This is a genomic window from Streptomyces sp. DH41 (assembly GCF_029813785.1).
GTDB lineage: Bacteria > Actinomycetota > Actinomycetes > Streptomycetales > Streptomycetaceae > Streptomyces.
The window spans coordinates 143599-159307 of the sequence record NZ_JARVKY010000005.1 but is presented as its reverse complement, the minus strand read 5'-3'; the positions used below and the strand labels follow the sequence as shown (position 1 = coordinate 159307).

Annotated in this window: 10 protein-coding genes; 1 reads left to right on the top strand and 9 read right to left on the bottom strand. The window is 71.9% G+C overall.

Annotated features, from left to right (window positions below; translation table 11 throughout):
• Nucleotides 1-12: 12 nt before the first annotated feature.
• From QC283_RS11315 to QC283_RS11285, 7 genes are all read right to left on the bottom strand, one after another.
• On the bottom strand, nt 13-3945 hold the full coding sequence (locus QC283_RS11315; RefSeq protein WP_279561297.1) for a glycoside hydrolase family 2 TIM barrel-domain containing protein: 3933 nt from the start codon (nt 3943-3945) through the stop codon (nt 13-15).
• Nucleotides 3946-4200: 255 nt separating this feature from the next.
• Nucleotides 4201-5805: an alkaline phosphatase D family protein gene (locus tag QC283_RS11310; protein ID WP_279561296.1), complete on the bottom strand. Its 1605-nt coding sequence runs from the start codon at nt 5803-5805 to the stop codon at nt 4201-4203.
• A gap of 184 nt (nt 5806-5989) precedes the next feature.
• Nucleotides 5990-6664 (bottom strand): ABC transporter ATP-binding protein, encoded by a 675-nt coding sequence (locus tag QC283_RS11305; protein ID WP_279561295.1) that lies wholly within the window; start codon nt 6662-6664, stop codon nt 5990-5992.
• Nucleotides 6657-7658, bottom strand: a complete 1002-nt coding sequence (locus tag QC283_RS11300) for an ABC transporter ATP-binding protein (RefSeq protein WP_279561294.1) — start codon at nt 7656-7658, stop codon at nt 6657-6659. Before QC283_RS11300 ends, QC283_RS11305 begins: the two co-directional genes overlap by 8 nt.
• Nucleotides 7655-8575, bottom strand: coding sequence for an ABC transporter permease (locus QC283_RS11295; protein ID WP_279561293.1), 921 nt, complete (start codon nt 8573-8575; stop codon nt 7655-7657). Before QC283_RS11295 ends, QC283_RS11300 begins: the two co-directional genes overlap by 4 nt.
• 5 nt (nt 8576-8580) lie before the next feature.
• Nucleotides 8581-9549 carry an ABC transporter permease gene (locus QC283_RS11290; protein WP_279561292.1) on the bottom strand — a complete coding sequence of 323 codons (969 nt, stop codon included), beginning with the start codon at nt 9547-9549 and terminating at the stop codon, nt 8581-8583.
• Nucleotides 9550-9581: 32 nt separating this feature from the next.
• The gene (locus QC283_RS11285) at nt 9582-11174 is read right to left on the bottom strand and encodes an ABC transporter substrate-binding protein (RefSeq protein WP_279561291.1); all 1593 of its coding nucleotides are present in this window, start codon (nt 11172-11174) and stop codon (nt 9582-9584) included.
• A 199-nt stretch (nt 11175-11373) separates the two neighbouring features.
• Between QC283_RS11285 and betT the strand changes: the two genes are divergently transcribed.
• On the top strand, nt 11374-13497 hold the full coding sequence (betT, locus tag QC283_RS11280) for a choline BCCT transporter BetT (RefSeq protein ID WP_279561290.1): 2124 nt from the start codon (nt 11374-11376) through the stop codon (nt 13495-13497).
• 73 nt (nt 13498-13570) lie between these two features.
• Here the strand turns inward: betT and QC283_RS11275 are convergent, their stop codons facing one another.
• Entirely contained in the window at nt 13571-14080 is a 510-nt protein-coding gene (locus tag QC283_RS11275) for an O-acetyl-ADP-ribose deacetylase (RefSeq protein ID WP_279561289.1), read from the bottom strand.
• Between the two features lie 115 nt (nt 14081-14195).
• Nucleotides 14196-15605, bottom strand: a complete 1410-nt coding sequence (locus QC283_RS11270) for a phytoene desaturase family protein (RefSeq protein WP_279561288.1) — start codon at nt 15603-15605, stop codon at nt 14196-14198.
• Nucleotides 15606-15709: the final 104 nt, after the last annotated feature.

The following is a 15709-nucleotide window of genomic DNA, read 5'->3' as shown; positions in this document are numbered from 1 at the left end:
ATCCGGCCGGTGCTATTCGGTCGCCGTGGGCCGCCGCGAGGCCGCCATCGCGTCCTTCACGTCGGTCAGCGGACGCAGCCGGTACGTGTAGGAGTAGTCCCGGTCGGTGAAGAGCTTGAACTCGTCGTGGGTGTGCGCGCCCCAGCTGTTGTCGCCGCCGACGCCCATCTGGCGGTGGTTCAGGCGCAGGACGACCTCGTCCCTCGGGGTGAGCTGGTAGTCGTGGCGCACGCCGGCCGACAGGTCCTCCGGTGTGAAGAAGGAGGCGTTCGCCTCCAGCAGGGGTTCGCCGGAGGCGAGCAGGCCCACGCCGCGGCGGTCGGTGAGGGCGATCCAGCGGACGTCGGTCTTGTTGCCGTTCTCCTGCGGACGGATGTACGGCGTCCACTGCTCGGCGACGGTGCCGGAGTACAGGCCGACGTCGGTGCCGGTGTTGCGGTCCCAGTGGTTCTCCTCGGGGCCGCGGCCGTAGTAGTGGAGGCGGTCCAGACGGCGCGGGAGGAAGAGCAGGGTGCCGACCTCGGGGATGTAGGGCAGGCTCGCGGCCCCCGGGTGCAGGGTGTTGTCCACCTTGATCTCACCGTTGCCGAACACCGTGTACGTGGTGGTGTACGTGGACTCCACCGTGGTGGGCAGCGTGCCGCCGACCTCGATCTCGACGGCCCGGTCGCCGAGGGCCCGCACGGTGACGTCCGTGACCTTCCGCCGGGCACCGGCGTCGCGCCAGGTCTGGTTGCGGGTGTGCTGGCCGTTGCCCTTGTCGTTGTCGGTGGGCGCCCGCCAGAAGTTGGGCGCGGGCCCGGAGGTGAGCAGCCGGGTGCCCTTCGCCTCGTAGGAGGTGATGGTGCCGGTGCGCTTGTCGACGGTGACCGAGAAGCCCCTGCCGCTGACCCGCACGTCCTTGTCCCGGTCGTCGTGACGCAGGGCCGGGACGCGGTCCAGGCGTACGGGGGTCGCGCCGGGGCCGCCGGACTCGACCGGGAGCTGCTGCCGGGCGACCTCGAAGCCGGCCTCGGCCCACTGCGTGGACTCCTTGGTGGTGAAGGAGAGTTCCAGGAAGTACTCGGTGCCCGGGTCCGGGTCTCCCGGCGGCCGCACGGGGATGATGATGTCCTTGCTCGACCGCGGTGCCACGTCCAGCTGGCCGCGGGTCAGCTTTCCGCGCCGTACGGCCTTGCCGTCGGCGACGAGTTCCCAGCGGGCGTCGAAGTCGCCCAGGCCGGTGAAGAGGTACTCGTTGGTGAGGGTGACGGCGCCGGGGCCGCCGCCGGGAGTGCGGGCGGCGTTGATGGCCTGGTAGACGCGTTTGACCTCGGTGGCCTTGCCGGTGTGCCCGCGGTCGGCGGTGACGATGCCGTCCGCGACGAAGGCTCCGTCGTTGGGGTTGTCGCCCCAGTCGCCGCCGTACGCGAGGAACGTCTTGTCCTTCGGCCGCTTCTCGCTGGTCCGCACGGTCGCGGCGTCGAACCAGAACCGCACGCCGTCGTCCCCGGGGCCGCGGCCGTCGTCGGCCAGTTCGGTGGCGCCGAGCGCGCGGGCGTAGACGCGGGCGCGGCGGATGGTGCCGCTGAACTCCCGGACCTGGGTGTCAGCGTCGGTGGCGAGCGCGAGGGGCGCGGTGTTGCTGCTGGGCCGCCGGCCGGTGGTGCGGGTGGCCCGTACCGTGCCGTCGACGTACAGGGTCAGGGTCCCGGCCTCGGCGTCGAAGACACCGGCGATGTGGTGCTCCCGGCCGGTCCAGTCGTCCGGCACGGTCCAGTTCGCGGTGATCCACTGGCCTTCGGAGTGGATGAAGAACTCCAGTCGCCGGTCGTTCTGCTTCAGCGCGTACTGGGTGTCGCCCTTGGCGAGGATGGGCTGGTGGTAGCCGGTGAAGTGCGGGGTGACCCAGGCCTCCAGGGTCAGGGAGTCCGTGAGGTCGAGGCTGTCGTCGCGCTCGAAGACCGTGATGCCGGACAGGCCCTTGTCACGGTCGAGCCTGCCGCGGGTGGCGAGGATCTCGCCGCGCAGCCCGGCCGGCCCGGTCTCGGTGAGCAGGGTGCGGGCGGGGACGGGCGTGTACAGGGACTGGTCGACGAAGTCCCAGATCCAGCCGCCCTGGAGCACGTCGTGGCTTCGCACGATGTCCCAGTACTTCTTGAAGTTGCCGTTGGAGTTCCCCATCGCGTGGGCGTACTCGATCATGACGTACGGCCGGGTGTCGGCGGTGTCCTTCGCGCGCTGCTCGACGCGCTGCGGGCTGTCGTACATCTCGGAGCGGATGTCGCTGATCCCGGGGCGGTCGTCGCCCTCGTACTGGATGACCCGGGTGGTGTCGTAGGAGCGGATCCAGTCGTGCATGGCGGTGAAGGTGCTGCCGCCGCCGGCCTCGTTGCCGAGCGACCAGATGACGACCGAGGCGTGGTTCTTGTCGCGGTGGACCATGTTCTGGGCGCGGGCCACGCAGGCCTCGGTCCAGTCGGGGTGGTCGCCGGGGTACTCGTCGCGGATGCCGTGGGTCTCGAGGTTGGTCTCGTCGACGAGGTAGAGGCCGTACTCGTCGGCGAGTTCGTACCACACGGGGTTGTTCGGGTAGTGCGAGGTGCGGACGCTGTTCATGTTCATCCGCTTGATGATCTTGATGTCCTCGACCATGTCCTCGCGGGTCAGGGCCGTGCCGCGGGCCGGGTGCATCTCGTGGCGGTTGGTGCCCCGGAAGGAGACGGGCTCGCCGTTGATCCGCATCAGCCCGTCCTTGAGCGCGAACTCGCGGAAGCCGACCCGGTGCGACAGGGTCTCGACCACCTTGCCCGCCGGGTCCCGCAGCCGCAGGACGGCCGTGTAGAGGTCGGGGTGCTCGGCGGACCACAGCCTGGGCTTCGGTACGGCCCTGGCCGCCCGTACGGTGACGTCCTGGCCGGCGCCGACCGTGCCGAGGTCGGCGGACTGCTCCAGCGGCCGGGACCAGACGGCGTGGCCGCGCGCGTCGTACAGCTGGGTCTCCACGGTGTACCGGCCGGTGGCGCCGTCACCGCCGCCGTACGCCCGTACGCTCGCGGTGACCGCCAGTTCGGCGTCCGTGTACGTGTCGTTCAGCGGGGTGTCCAGCTTGAAGTCGCGCAGGTGCACGGTCGGGGTGGAGTAGAGATGGACCGAGCGGAAGATGCCGCTCAGCCGGATCATGTCCTGGTCCTCCAGCCAGTCGCCGTCGGCGTAGCGGTAGACCTCCACGGCGATCTGGTTGGTGCCGGGCCGCAGGTGGTCGGTGATGTCGTACTCGGAGGGCGTGTAGGAGTCCTCGTCGTAGCCGACCAGTTCGCCGTTGATCCACACGTAGTGGGCGGACTTGACGCCCTCGAAGTGGAGGAAGGTGCGGCGGCCCTTCCAGTCGCGCGGGACGGTGAAGGTGCGCCGGTACTGGCCGACCGGGTTGTAGCGGGTCGGCGCGGCGGGCGGCCGCGGGTCCTCACCGCGGCCGTTGGGGCCCCAGTAGGGGTACGTGATGTTCAGGTAGATCGGGAAGTCGTGGCCGTGCAGCTGCCACACCGAGGGGACCGGGATGGTGTCCCAGTCGCCGTCGTCGGTGTCGGTGCGGTGGAAGTCGGCGTCCCGGTCCTCGGGGCGGTCGGCGTAGGCGAACTTCCAGGTGCCGTCGAGGCTCTGCCGGTACGGCGAGCGGGTGCGGTCGCCGGTGAGGGCCGCTCTCACGTCGGGGTAGGGCATGAGCGTGGTGTGCGGCGGCTCGGTGCCGAGCCGGAAGACACCGAAGTCGTTCCACTCCGGGGGTTGGCCGGCCGCCGCCCGCCGGCCGGCCGCGTGCGTCGCGACCGGCGACGCGGACGACAGGGCGAGCGCGCCGAGGACGGCGGCGCCGCCCTCCAGGAGACGGCGGCGGCTGACGACCGGACGGGAGGGGCTGGACGGGCGGGACGTGGATCCGGCGGGTGACACGGGCGAGTGCGGCATGACCGTGGCCTTCCGTGGGCATCGGGGGCGGCTCAACGCACGGTGCTGTGACGGCGGTTGTCGTGGGGCTGGAACACAACTGCCGGTGACGCGGCGACTACTGAGTCAGCCCACACCCTAGGACCCGAACACAACCGAATCAATTACCCCGTCGGACTTTGTTGGTTCCTGAGCGACAGGCGCCGGCACCCGAACAGGAGGCCGACGCCCGACGCCCGGACACGAGGCCGACGCTCGCCGGCCGCCGCCCGCCGCTCAGACGGCCTGGACTCCCGGCACGCCCGTCTCGATCACGAACGACTTGTCGGTGCGGACCGGGGCGCCGGGCCGGGTGACGTAGTCGACGACGCGGTAGTCGGCCGTGTACCGCTCCTTGGACACGGTGCAGCGGACGTAGCCGCGGCGGCTGCTGTAGTACTTGGTGTGCGGGTTCTCGTCCCAGTAGACCTGGCCGGGATCGTGGGTGGCCGATCCGTCGCCGCCCGAGGTGATCGACGTGGTGACGAACTCGCTGCCCACCAGCCGCGTCTCGGGACGCTCGAAGTCACGTCGCAGGTCGTTGGTCCAGTTGTTGTGCACGTCGCCGGTGAGCACGACGAAGTTGTCGATGCCGCGCTCCTCCACGTAGCCGAGCACCCGGTCGCGGGAGACGCGGTAGCCGTCCCAGCCGTCGTTGTAGCCGCCGTCGTCCGGGCCGGCGACGGCGTCCCAGTTGGCGAAGTAGATCTGCTGCGGGAGCACGTTCCAGGTGGAGCGCGAGCGCGACAGGCTCCGCTCCAGCCAGGCGTGCTGCTCGTCGCCCAGGATGGTGGCCTTCGGGTCCCACTGGTCCGGTCCGGAGACCTGCCACTTGTCGCCGTAGGGCTGGTTGGTGCGGTACTGGCGGGTGTCCAGCACGCTGAAGGTCGCGGTGGACCCGAACTCCAGGCGCCGGTACAGCGGCAGCGCCGTGTCCACCGGCTTGCGCAGGCGGCGCAGCGGCATGTGCTCCCAGTACGCCTGGTAGGCGGCCCGGCGGCGGGCGGCGAAGTGGGCGGTGGTGTCGTTGCCCTGGCCGGCGTCGCTGTTCTCCGGGCTCAGGTCGGCGTAGTTGTTGTCGGTCTCGTGGTCGTCCCAGGTGACGACGAACGGCGCCGTGGCGTGCAGCAGCCGAAGGTCGGGGTCGGTCTTGTACTGGGCGTGCCGCGCGCGGTACTCGGCGAGGGTGTTCATCTCGTCGCCGTGGTGGGTGCGCACCTTGCCGTTGACGCCGGCCGCGTACTCGTAGAGGTAGTCGCCGAGGTGGAAGACCACGTCGGGGCGCTCCTCGGCCATGTGCCGGTACGCCGTGAAGTGGCCCTGCTCCCAGTTGGCGCAGGAGGCGAACGCGAAGTCGACGGTGGGCGACGTGCCGGCGGCCGGGGCGGTGCGGGTGCGGCCGACCGGCGAGACGGCGCGGCCGGCGCGGAAGCGGTAGTAGTACTCGTGGTGGGGCCGCAGGCCGCGCACGTCGGCGTGGACGGTGTGCGCCTCGGCGGGCACGGCGTGCTCTACGCCGCGCCGGACGACCTTCCGGAACCGCTCGTCCAGGGCGATCTCCCACCGCACGGCGACGGGACGCCGGGGCATGCCGCCGTCGTCGTCGAGCGGCTTGGGCGCGAGACGGGTCCAGAGCACGACACCGTCGGGGAGCGGGTCGCCGGACGCGACGCCGAGCTGGAACGGGTCGGCCGGGACGTTGCCCGGCGCGGCGGGCGCGGCACCCAGGGCGGGTGCGGCACCGGTGCCGAGCAGCACCGCGCCGGCGCCGGCGGCGCCCGCGATACCGAGGAAGCCCCTTCTCTTCAGGGCGTTCGGGGTACTGGTGCGCGGCGGGGTCATCGAACCTCCAGAGGACGGACGGCCGGACGACAGACAGGCAAACGGCACGGGATGAACCCCGGCTGCTGTGCCCGTGGACCGCACTTGACGGAGACATGTCGATGAAGGTGTTCAGCGGGAACGGGGGCGGGGCGCGTCGTCGCGGCCCTGCCCCCGTCGACGCGTCCCGGTCAACACGTCCCGGTCAACGCGTCCCGTCCGACGGTGCGGTCAACGCGCCCCATTCGACGGTGCGGTCGCACCAGCGGTCCAGGAGGACACGGTCGTGGCCGACGGCCAGCAGCCCCGCGCCGGTGTCGGCACGGTAGTCCTCCACCACGCGAACCAGGGCGGCGGTGGTCGAGGCGTCCAGCATCGCCGTCATCTCGTCGCACACCAGCCAGCGTGGACGCAGCACGAGGGCGCGGGCGAGGCAGGCGCGCTGCAACTGGCCGTCGCTGACCTCGTGCGGGCGCCTGCCGAGCAGGTCGGCGGTGAGCCCGACGGTGGCGGCCAGTTCGGCGACCCGGTCGGCGACGCCCTCGCGCCGGCCGGTGGCGCGCAGTGGCTCGGCGATCAGGTCGGTGAGTGCCAGCCGGGGGTCGGCGGAGAGCCGGGCCTGCTGGAAGACGACGCCGAAGGCGGTGCGCTGTTCGCGCGGGGCGCGGTGGCGCCAGCGGCGTACGGGTGTGCCGTCGACGACCAGGGTCCCGGCGTGGGGGTGGTGCAGCAGGGCCGCGACCCGCGCGAGGGTGGACTTGCCGCAGCCGCTCGGTCCGAGCAGCCCGACGGCCTCGCCCGGCGCGACGGACAGGGAGATGTCCCGGATCACGGGCGGGTTCTTGTCGTATCCGGCGGTGACGGCACGCAGTTCAAGCACGGTCGGCGGCCTCCGTGAGGGCTGCGTGCGGATGGTGGCAGGCGACTGTGGCGGTCAGCGGCGGCAGCGCGGCGCAGGCGTCGGTGGTCCGGTCGCAGCGGGGGGCGAAGGCGCAGCCGTCGGGAAGGGAGCCGAGTTCCGGCGGCAGGCCGGGGATGGGGGCGAAGGCGCGGTCGGGCAGGGCGTCGAGCAGGCCCCGGCTGTAGGGGTGGCGCGGGCCGGGTGTGCCGAAGAAGTCGCGGGCGTCGGCCAGTTCGACGATCCGGCCCGCGTACATCACGGCGATCCGGTCGGCGATGCGTTCGGCGGCGGCCAGATCGTGGGTGATCATCAGCAGGGCCCGGTCGACGTCCGTCGCGCCGCCCCCGGGGCCGCCCTTGTCGACATGTCGTCGTAGCTCGTCGACGGTGCGGTCCACCAGGTCCCGGTCGAGACCGGTGGTCGGCTCGTCGGCGAGCAGCAGCGGGGCGTCGCCGACGAGGGCGAGGGCCGTGGCGGCGCGCTGGGCGAGGCCTCCGGAGAGTTCGTGCGGGTGGTGGTCGAGGTGGTCCAGGGGGAACGCCGCGCGCTCGGCGGCGGTCTCGGCGGCGGTGCGCAGGGCGGCGCGGCCGCGGACGGCGGTGAGTTCCGCGACCGTCTCCTCCAGCTGCGAACGGATGGTGCGGACCGGGGTGAGGTGGGCGGCCGGGCTCTGCGGGACCAGACCGATCAGCCGGCCCCGTACGGTGCGGGCGAAGGTCCGCTCGTCGGCGGCGAGCAGGTCCAGGTCGCCGAGGAGCGCGCCGCCCGCGGTCTGCGCGTTGCCGGGCAGCAGCCCGAGCAGGGCGGAGGCGAGGACGGACTTGCCGCAGCCGCTCTCGCCGATCAGGGCGAGGCACTCGCCGGCCGCCACGTCGAAGTGGGCGTCGGTGACGGCGGCGATCCGGCGCCCGCCCGGCATCAGGAAGCGCACCGACAGACCGCGTACGGACAGCACGGGGGCTCGCTCGGTCACAGCATCAGCTCCGATCGGCGGCGCGGGTTGATCCGCTCCCGCCAGGCACCGGCGAGGCCGGCGACTGCGAGGGTGGGGACGATGATGAACAGGCCGGGGAAGAGGGTCGGCCACCACTGCCCGGCGAGCAGCGAACCCCGTGCCTCCTGGATCAGGTTGCCGAGGCTCGCGGTGTGGGTGGGCAGCCCGAGTCCGAGGAAGGACAGCGCCGACTCGTGCCACATGGCGTGCGGCACCATCAGTACGGCGGCCAGCGCGGCCTGGGGCAGCACGCCGGGCAGCAGATGCCGTACGGCCACCCGCCACCGGGAGGCGCCGCCGGAGACGGCCGCGTCGACGTAGGGGCGCGAGCGCAGGGACAGCACCTCGGCGCGGACGATGCGCGCGGTGGACAGCCAGTGGGTGAGCGCGACGGAGATCACCACCGGCCAGACGCCTGGCCGGAACATCGCGACGATGAAGATGCCCATCAGCAGGTGGGGCACGGAGGAGAGGGTGTCGACGACCCGCATGACGGCCCGGTCGACCCAGCCGCCCAGCGCTCCGGCGGTGGCACCCACGGCGGTGCCGACCACGGTGGCCGTCAGCGCCGCCGCCACCCCGACGAGCAGGGAGACACGCAGTCCGTACACGCAGCGCAGCAGCAGGTCGCGGCCCACGTCGTCGGTGCCGAACGGATGCTCCCAGCTGGGCGGTCGCAGCTTCGCGGCCAGGTCGACCGCCTGCTGGTCGAGCTGCGCCAGGGGCGGTACGAGGAGGACGGCGAGGACGGTGACGGCCAGCAGCACGGCGGAGGTGCGCAGGCGCAGGGTGCGGGTGGAGCGGCGGTTGCCGCCGTGGGAGCGCCACACCGGGCCGAGGCGCTCGGTCTTCTCCGCCTTCCCGGCCCCTGCCTTTTCCGCTGTGGTCTCAGCCATGGACATCACATCTCACTGTGCTTCACCCTCGGGTCGAACAGTCCGTAGAGCAGGTCGGCGAGCAGGTTGCCGGCGAGTACGGCGGCGGTGGCGAGGACCGTCAGGGCGGCCAGCAGCGGGAAGTCGACGGCGGTGGCCGCCTCGACGGTGGCCGCGGCGATGCCGGGCCAGCTGAACACGGTCTCCACCAGCAGGGCGCCGGTGATGAGTTCGGGCACGCGGGAGCCGATCAGGGTGAGCACCGGCAGCAGCCCCGAGCGCAGGGCGTGCCCGAGCAGGACCCTGCCCTCGCCGATACCGCGGGCCCGCGCGCCGCGCACCGGGTCCTCCGCCAGGGCGTCACCGACGCCCTGGCGTACGTACAGCGTGAACCAGGGCAGCTGTGAGACGGCGAGCACGCCCGCGGGCAGCAGGATGTGGCTCCTGACCTGCCCCGGCGTGACCTGTTCGCTGGCGGTGTCCGTCAGGCCGCCGGCCGGCAGCACGTCCCACTGGAGGGCGAACAGCCACACGGCGAGCAGCGCGATCCAGAACACCGGCGCGGCCTCCAGGACGTACGCGAGCGAGGTCACCGCCCGGTCGAGCATCGATCCGGGGCGGCGGGCGGCCAGCACGCCGAGGAGGGTGCCCACCAGGACGGCGACGGCGAAGGCGACGGCGCACAGCAGCGCGGACCAGACGAGGCGTTCGCCGATGACCTGTGCCACCGGCTGGCGCATCACCCCGGAGTGGCCGAGGTCTCCGGTGAGCGCGGAGGTCAGCCAGTTCCACCAGCGGACGACGAACGACTGGTCGACGCCGAGGTTGTCCCGCAGGCGGTCCAGGGTCTCCTGGTCGGCGCCGAGCGCGGCGGTGCCGGCGTACGCCTTGACGGGGTCGAAGGGGGAGGCGGCGGCGATGGCGAAGACGCCGAAGGTGACGACGAGGACGATGGGGGCGGCGAACAGGGCCCGCCGCCCGGCCAGGCGTGCCATCGCTCCCCACGGCAGCCGCCGGGGAGACCGGGTCATTTCTTCGGCTGCCAGTCCTCGATGTTCCACCAGGGCCCGCTGGCGAAGCCGTGCTCGTGCGGCTCCAGCTGCGTGGTCAGTCCGTCCCAGCGGTCGGCGAGGACGTACAGGTGGTCGATGTGGGTGAGGAAGGTGTAGCCGGGGTTCTCCACGAGCGCCTTCTGGATCTTCTCGTAGGCGGCGCCGCGCACCTCGGGGTCCTGGCTGCGGCGGCCGGCGTCGAGTGCCTCGTCCACCGCCGGGTTGTCGTAGTGGGCCATGTTGTTGAAGCCGTCGCCGGCGAGCGAGGAGTGCAGCAGGGTGTAGAGGCCGAAGTCCGGGTCGCCGACGCTGCCGAAGCCCGCCATGACCGCGTCGCTCTTCATCCGCGGCTCGATGACCTCCCAGGTGGCGCCCTCCACCTTCACCTCGATGCCGGCCTTCTTGGCGTCGGAGGCGTAGGCGAGCGCGTGGTCCTGGCGGACCTTGTCGCCCGAGGGGTAGTACAGGGTGAAGGAGGCGCGCTGTCCGTCCTTGGCACGGACGCCGCCGGAGCCTTGCTTCCAGCCGGCCTCGTCCAGGATGCGCTCGGCCTTGGCCAGGTCGTGCGGGCGCTCGATGCCGCGCGCGTACCAGGGGTCGTCGGCGGGCAGCGGCCCGTACGCCGGCCGGCCCGCGCCGTCGAGGATCTTGTCGACCATGGCCTGCCGGTCCACGGCGGCGTCCAGGGCCTGCCGGATCGCGCGGTCGCCGGTCACCTTGCCCGCGGTGGGCAGGGTGACGGCCCGGAAGTCGTACGACTTGGCCTCGTACGTGCGCCGGCCGTCGTCCTTCTCGAAGGTGGCGGCGAGGTTGGGCGGCAGGACGGCACCGTCGAGGTCACCGGAGCGCAGGCGGGTGGCGCGTACGTTGTCGTCGGCGATGACCGCCATGGTGAACGACTTCACCGCGGGCTTGCCGCCCCAGTAGTGCGGGTTGGCCTTGAAGGCGAGTTTCTCGCCCTTGCTCCAGTTCGTGAGGACGTACGGACCGGTGCCGACGGGCTTGGTGTTGAAGTCGCCGGTGTTGGGGTCCTGCTCGCCCGCCACGTGCTCGGGGACGATGGGCAGCACCGTGCGGGCGGCGAAGGGCGCGTAGGGGTACTTGAGCGTGAAGACGACGGTGTCGTCGCCGTTCGCGCGGACGCCCTCGATCGCGTCGAGTTCGCTCCGGGCGGTGCTGTTGGTCTTGGCGTCGAGGATGGTGCGGTACGTGTAGACCACGTCCTGGGCGGTCAGCGGTTCGCCGTCGCTGAACTTCACGCCGTCGCGCAGGGTGTACGTGTACGTCCGGCCGCCGTCGGCGATCTTCGGCAGCGCGGTCGCCAGGGCGGGCTTCAGCTTCAGGTCGGTGTCGCGGGCGAGCAGCCCGTCGAAGATCTTGGAGTTTCCGTCCTTGCCGTAGCCGAGCAGCGGGCTGAGGGTGTCCGGCTCGGAGCCCACCCCGATCACCACGGACTCGGCCGCCTCCGCGTCACCGTCGCCCGTTCCGCCCCCGGGTGCGGAGCAGGCGGTGACGCCGGCGGCAAACGCCGCCGCGGCGGCGGCACTTCGTATCCGACGGGTCGTCATGTCTCCCCCACACTTGTTGTTGATGCGAGGTTATTGCACATCAGTGGCAATTACCTCGTCAAGCCAGGTGGGCGAGATGTGCCGCCCCTCGGCGAGAGGCCGACACGGCCGACCGGTGCTGGACGGACCGCGTGATCGGCAGCACACTGCCTTAACGCCCGAGTCAGCCCATATGGGCGCCAAACCGGAGGAAACGGCCGTGTCGACCGCAGGAGACAAGAGCGCCGGAGCGGATCCGGAAGGGCCGTCGCCGGACACGGAAGCGGCGGGCACCGGCACGCTCAAACCCGTGGTCTTCTTCGGGTCGGCCGTGCTGATCCTGGCGATCTCGGTCTGGGCGATCGTCACGCCCTCCGGCGCCGAATCGGCCATCGGGGTGGCGGTCGACAGGATCTCCTCCTGGTTCGGCTGGTACTACTTCCTCGCCGCGACCGTCTACCTGGTCTTCGTCGTCTTCATCGGCGTGTCCAAGTACGGCACGATCAAGCTGGGCCCCAAGCACTACAAGCCCGACTACGGGCTCTTCGCATGGGCGGCGATGCTGTTCGCGGCGGGCATCGGCATCGACCTGATGTTCTTCTCCGTCGCCGGTCCGGTCAGCCACTACCTCGCGCCGCCGGAGGGCGACCCGGAGACGGTGGAGGCGGCCCGGCAGGCCGTGGTGTGGACGCTGTTCCACTACGGCATCACCGGCTGGGCCATGTACGCGCTGATGGGCATGGTGCTCGGCTACTTCGCCTTCCGGTACCGGCTCCAGCTCGCGATCCGTTCCGCGCTCTATCCGATCATCGGGCGCCGGATCCACGGGCGGATCGGTGACGCCGTCGACCTGGCGGCCATCATCGGCACCGTGTTCGGCATCTCCGTGTCGCTCGGCATCGGTGTGGTGCAGCTGAACTACGGGCTGAAGGTGCTCTTCGACGTACCGGAGGGGCTTCCCGCGCAGATCGGCCTGATCGTCGTGGCGGTGGTGATGGCCACGGTGTCCGCGGCATCCGGTGTGGACAAGGGCATCCGCCGCCTGTCACAGCTCAACGTCCTGCTCGCCGCCCTGCTGATGCTCTTCATCCTGGTCGTGGGCGAACCGTTCCGGCTGCTCAACTCGCTCGTCCAGAACGTCGGGGACTACGTCAGCCGCTTCCCCTCGATGACCCTGAACACCTTCGCCTACGACCAGCCCACCGAGTGGCTGGACGCGTGGACGCTGTTCTTCTGGGCCTGGTGGATCGCCTGGGCGCCGTTCGTCGGACTGTTCCTGGCCCGGATCTCCCGCGGCCGCACCCTGCGTCAGTTCGTCGCCGCGACGCTGATCATCCCGTTCATCTTCACCGGCCTCTTCCTGTCCGTCTTCGGCAACAGCGCGCTGTTCGTGGTCCGTGACGGCGACACCGCCTTCGGCCAGAGCGCGATGAACGCCCCCGAGCAGGGCTTCTACGGCCTGCTGGAGCAGTACCCGGGTGCGCTGTTCAGTGCCGGGCTCGCCACGTTCGTCGGGCTCCTGCTGTATGTCACCTCCGCCGACTCCGGGGCCCTGGTCATGGGCAACCTCAGCTCCCATCTGCCGACCCCGGTGACGGACGCGGCGCCGTGGCTGCGCATCTTCTGGGCGGTGACGACGGGGCTGCTCACCCTCGCCATGCTCATCGTGGGCGGCGTGCAGGCACTCACCGACGCCACCATCATCATGGGTCTGCCCTTCTCCTTCGTGATGTTCCTGATCATGGTGGGGCTCTATCTGGCGCTGCGCACCGAGTCCATGCGGGAGGAGGCGCTGGCCACCACGCTGCCGGCGTCACTGTCCGGGCGTACCACGCAGCAGGGGCCCCCGGGGGCGCGGAACTGGCGGCACCGGCTGGCGCGGGCGATGGCGTTCCCGGGCAGGCGGGCCGCCGCCAGATTCGCCGAGGAGGTGTGCCGCCCCGCCTTCCAGGAGGTCTGCCAGGCACTGCGGGAACAGGGAGCGGAGGCGGAGTTCCTGGAAGGGGTCAACGAGGAGAACGGCCTCGCGCACGTCGGTCTGAGGGTACCGATCGGTCCGAGCGCCGCGTTCGTGTACGAGGTCTGGCCCGTCGAGAAGCCGACGCCGGGCTTCGCCACCCGGTCGGTGACCACGCACGACACCTACGTGCGCTACGAGGTCCGGCTCGCCGAGGGCAACCAGGGCTACGACGTCATGGGGTACACCAAGGAACAGCTCATCGGCGACAGCCTCGACCAGTACGAGCGGCATCTGGAGTTCCTGCGCATGCACCGCGAGGCGGCCGACCGCTCCGCCCTGCCCGACCACCGCCCGGACGCTCCGGAGGCACACCTGCCGGAGTAGTCACCCGACGGCCGGCCGGCCGGCCGAGCCGTGACCGGCCGAGCCGAGCCCGGTGACCGGCCGAGCCCGGTGGTCAGCCGAGCCGCGTGGCGAACGCCGCGTGGGCCCGGTCGTCGAAGAGCACGAACCTGACCTCCTCGACTTCGGTGTCCGCCTCCCGCACGGCCGCCACGGCGATCCGGGCGGCGTCCTCCAGCGGCCAGCCGTAGACGCCGGTGGAGACCGCCGGGAACGCCACGGTACGGGCGCCCAGTTCGTCGGCCACGCGCAGGGACTCCCGGTGGCAGGACGCGAGCAGGCCGGAACGGTCCTCGCCGGCCGACCAGACCGGACCCACCGTGTGGATCACCCAGCGCGCGTCCAGGTCTCCCGCGGTGGTGGCGACCGCACGGCCGGTGGGCAGGCCCTTGCCGAGGTGCCCTGCGCGGAGCGCCCGGCACGCTTCCAGGATCGCGGGACCACCGCGCCGGTGGATGGCACCGTCGACGCCGCCTCCGCCGAGCAGGGAGGAGTTGGCCGCGTTGACGATCGCGTCGGCGCTCTCGCGGGTGATGTCGCCCTGGACGAGCGTGATGGCGGTCATGGCCGCTTCCCGGTCATGTCGGCTTCCCGTTCGTGTCGGCTTTCCGACCGTGTCGGCTTCCCGATCGTGTCGGCTTCCCGATCGTGTCGGCTTCTTCGTGGCGCGCCCGCCGTGGTCACGTCTGCCGCAGCCGGCGCCAGACGGCCTTCGCCGCGTTGTGCCCCGACATGCCGTGCACGCCGGGGCCCGGCGGCGTGGCCGACGAGCAGATGAAGACGGCCGGGTGCGGGGTGGCGTACGGCAACAGGGACACTTTGGGGCGCAGCAGGAGCTGGAGTCCGGAAACCGCGCCGGAGGCGATGTCCCCGCCGACGTAGTTGGCGTTGCGGACGGCGAGTTCGGGCGGGCCGGCGGTGGCGCGGGCGAGGACACGGTCGCGGAAGCCGGGGGCGAAGCGCTCCAGTTGGCGTTCGACGGCGTCGGTGAGGTCGCCGGTCCAGCCGTTGGGGACGTGTCCGTACGCCCAGAAGACGTGCTTGCCCTCCGGAGCGCGGGTGGGGTCGGCGACGCTGGGCTGCGTGGTGATGAGGAACGGCGCGTCGGGGGCGCGGCCCTCGCGGGAGGCCGCGTTCAGCGCGGCGCCGATCTCCGCGCTGCTGGCGCCGATCTGCACGGTGCCGGCGGTGCGGGGTTCCTGGGCGGTCCATGGGACCGGGCCGTCCAGCGCGTAGTCGATCTTGAAGACGCCGGGGCCGTAGCGATAGTTCGCGTAGTGGTTGCCGAGGCCGGCGATGCGGGCCAGGGCCGTGGGCGAGGTGTCGAAGACGTACGCGCGCGCGGGTGGCAGGTCGTCGAGGCGCTTGACCTCGTAGTCGGTGTGGACGGTGCCGCCGAGGTCCTTCAGGTAGGCGGTCAGGGCGTCGGAGATGGCCTGGGAGCCGCCGCGGGCCATGGGCCAGCCGCGGGCGTGCGCGGCGAGGGCGAAGACCAGGCCTATGGCGCCGGTGGCGAAGCCGCCGAGCGGGGCCATGACGTGCGCGACGAGGCCGGCGAAGAGGGTCTTGGCCCTGTCGTCGCGGAAGCGGCGCATCAGCCACGTCGACGGGGGCAGGCCGACCAGGCCGAACCGGGCGAGGGTGACCGGGTCGCGGGGCAGCGCGGTGAGCGGCAGGGACATGAAGTCGCGGGCCAGGGTGTCCCACCGGGGCAGGAAGCGCTCGACCAGCCGACGGTACGCGCCCGCGTCGCGCGGCCCGAAGGAGGCGGCCGTCTCACCGACGGACCGGGACAGCACGGCGGCCGAGCCGTCCGGGAACGGGTGCGCCATGGGCAGCCCGGCGTGCAGCCACTCCAATCCGTACCGCTCCAGGGGCAGGGCGCGGAACGCGGGCGAGTTGATGCCCAGCGGGTGCGCGGCGGAGCACGGGTCGTGCCGGAAGCCCGGCAGGGTCAGTTCCTCCGTGCGCGCCCCGCCGCCCACGGTGTCCCGAGCCTCGAACACGGCGACCGAGAAACCTCGGCGGGCCAGCTCCACGGCGGCGGTCAGTCCGTTCGGCCCCGCACCCACTACGACAGCATCGAGCATCGACGGCACCTTCGGACCCCTTCGTCAGCCGATGGCCACTGGGGAGCAGGATATGCCCGGGCACCGACAGCCCACGGGCAAGGGTGGGACGGGCGGGGCCGATA